Consider the following 2,786-nt stretch of genomic DNA (forward strand, 5'->3'; position numbering starts at 1 on the left):
CTTTGCTTTTACTCATCTTTTCGCCGTCTCTCGTCCACCAGCCGTGAGCCGCGATGCAGCGAGGCAGCGGCAGATCAAGGCTCATCAAAAATGCCGGCCAGTACACCGCGTGAAAGCGCAAAATGTCCTTGCCCACGATGTGCAGCGCGTCGCTCCAATACTCCATTCGTTCGCCGCCCGCGCAAAATCCGAGCGAACTAAGATAATCCATCAGAGCGTCCAGCCAGACGTAAATTACGTGCTTCGGATCGTTTATCTCAGGCGGAATTTTAACGCCCCAATCAAAGCCCGTTCGCGTGATCGAAAGATCCTTCAGACCGCCTTTTACGAGGCTTACGACCTCGTTTTTTTTGCCTAACGGCAGGATGCACTTTTCGTCCTCATACCATTTTAAAAGTCTGTCTGCATAGGCGCTAAGTCTGAAAAAATAGCTCTCCTCTTTTAAAATTTTAGTCTTTTTGCCGCAGTCGGGGCAATACTCGCCGTCGATTAGCTGAGCGGAAGGGAAAAAACTCTCGCAGCTTACGCAGTAGTTGCCCTCATATTCGCCCTTATAAATGTCGCCCTTTTCATACATCTTGCGAAATACGTTTTGCACCGCCACCTCGTGCGCGGCATCGGTAGTGCGCGAAAACATATCGTAGCTGATGTCAAACTCGTCCCACAGGTCTTTAAATTTAGCGCTCACGCCGTCTGCGTACTGCTTCGGGCTTTTGCCGTGCTTGGCTGCGGCCTCTTCGATCTTTTGGCCGTGCTCGTCGGTGCCCGTTTTAAAAAAGACCTCGTGTCCTTGCAGGCGGTAAAATCTAGCCATCGTATCGGCAATAATCGTCGTGTATGCGTGACCGATGTGCGGGACGTCGTTTACGTAATAAATCGGCGTCATTATATATTTTTTCATCATTCTCCTTGCGCTTACTTAAATTTGAGTAAAAATTTTATTAGTCCTATTGCGCGGCTGTGCCGGTATTAGAATTTAGCGTGTATCTTACGTATCCGGTCTCCGGCTCGATAGTAATACTAGCGGTCTCTTTCGCATCATTGGTAAGCGTAATAACGCACTGGCCCACAAAAAGCCTATCATATGGCACATTAGAGTTCGCTAACTGCCCCATTGGGCGACCATAAGAATCAAAGGAGATGGTGTGATTGTTTCCATTACCGCAATTAGTAAATTGTATATTTCTTATATTATATGTTGCTCCTAAATTTAGCTTTTGATTCATTCTTGCACCATCAGTATTGGCAGGTTGCCTAGCAAAGCCCGAAGTAAGCAGTTTGTTAGGATTCTGCGGATCAGCTGCCATAGAATTTAGGCTATTTGGTTGTCCGTTTGAACCCGGGAAAGCTCCGTTATCCCAATATATATTATATCGCCATCCTGCTGCAGAGCCCGGTGCTCCTTGATCGGTAAATTGAATCCTCCAAAATCTCTTAAACCAATTAGGATCGTCAGGATCGAATTTGTTATCATTCATAGCCAGCTGCTGAGTATAGCGAATATGAGCAGCTACTTGATCTGCCGCCTCCACAAGGCTATTTCGATTGATTTGAGGCACCGCCACCGCCGCTAGAATTCCAACCACCACGATGATGAAAATCAGCTCTATCATAGTAAATGCTTTTTTCATAATTTTTACCTTTCATAAAAATTTTGTTTATATTTTAACATAAAATTTTGCAATTCGCACGCCTCGCTTGTAAATATCTATATTTTGTATCGAATTTTTATGATCCGAGACATATTCCGGCTCATCCGCGTAGATAAAAGCGCCGCTTCCGCTAGGCAGTCCGTAAAATTTCAGGCGCAGGCAGAGCCTCTCGTCCTCGCAGCTTACGCTTTTTACTCCGCGATTTTTTAGCTCACTTGCCAGCTGCCTAGCTATGTCAAATTTATAGATAAAATGCCGCTGCGGCTTGTTTGCGAACATCGCCTCATACATCACATCGCTAAAAATCACTGCAAAATAGCTTACCGCTAAGCTTACCAGCGTCACACCCACGGCGATCTTGTGAAAGGTACGAAATTTAGGCAATCTAACACGGTATGAATTAAACAAAACCCGAATGATCAAAGGCGTAGCGATGACGCAATACGGCAGCATCATCTCAAGCGGCACGCGCTGTCTTAGCGAAAAAAGCATCGTCAGACAAAGCGCGCTCGTGGCGATGAACCACAGCAGGCTCTTTTCCTCTTTGATCCAAATTCTATAGATCGTATATATGAAAAATAAAAACACGAGAGGTGAAAACGCGCCCGCAAAAACGCCCACGGTGTCTAAAAAATATCCCTTCGGCTTGCCCTCCGAGCTTACGTCGTAAAAGATCACGCTGAAGCTAAATAGCGCTATGCAAAGTAGCAAAAGCTCCTTTTTGCGCGTATAAAGCGCCCAAATTCCAAAGCCTACGTAGAGCATAAAAAACGCTCGATCGATCAAGGCGCAAACGGATAGAAGCACGAAAAGCGCGATATTGTATTCGCTCTTTGCAAAATAGATCGCCAGCAGCGTGAAAAAAACGATGATGCCCGCAGGATTTAGCAAGATCGCGCTGCTCATTGACGCAGGAAGCGCCATAAATAGCGCCGTAGCGACCACTCTATCGAAGCGGCGCTTTAGAATAAATTTTGAAATTTTATAGATCATCGCGGCGTTTGCGAAGTGGATCAAAATAAACGGTATGCGCAAGGCGTAGTCGTTGCGCCCAAAAATTTCGCAGCTTAAATTTGCTATTAGCGAAACGAGGGATTTTTTATCGTAAAAAATTTCAGCCTCGTAGTAGCTGAT

General features: G+C 45.7%; 3 protein-coding genes. All 3 read right to left on the reverse strand.

Annotation, left to right across the window (positions count from 1 at the left end):
* On the reverse strand, positions 1–901 hold a 901-nt coding region (gene metG / locus Q0095_RS05310; protein ID WP_297882045.1), incomplete at its 3' end, for a methionine--tRNA ligase.
* Positions 902–947: 46 nt separating this feature from the next.
* On the reverse strand, positions 948–1,631 hold the full coding sequence (locus Q0095_RS05315) for a type II secretion system protein (RefSeq protein WP_297882047.1): 684 nt from the start codon (positions 1,629–1,631) through the stop codon (positions 948–950).
* Positions 1,632–1,658: 27 nt separating this feature from the next.
* On the reverse strand, positions 1,659–2,786 hold a 1,128-nt coding region (locus Q0095_RS05320), incomplete at its 5' end, for a hypothetical protein (RefSeq protein ID WP_297882049.1).

This window comes from uncultured Campylobacter sp. (assembly GCF_938045535.1).
GTDB lineage: Bacteria > Campylobacterota > Campylobacteria > Campylobacterales > Campylobacteraceae > Campylobacter_B.

Excerpts from the sequence above, each read along its gene's own strand:
- Q0095_RS05315 (WP_297882047.1), bottom strand. The coding sequence starts at position 1,631 with ATGAAAAAAGCATTTACTATGATAGAGCTGATTTTCATCATCGTGGTG.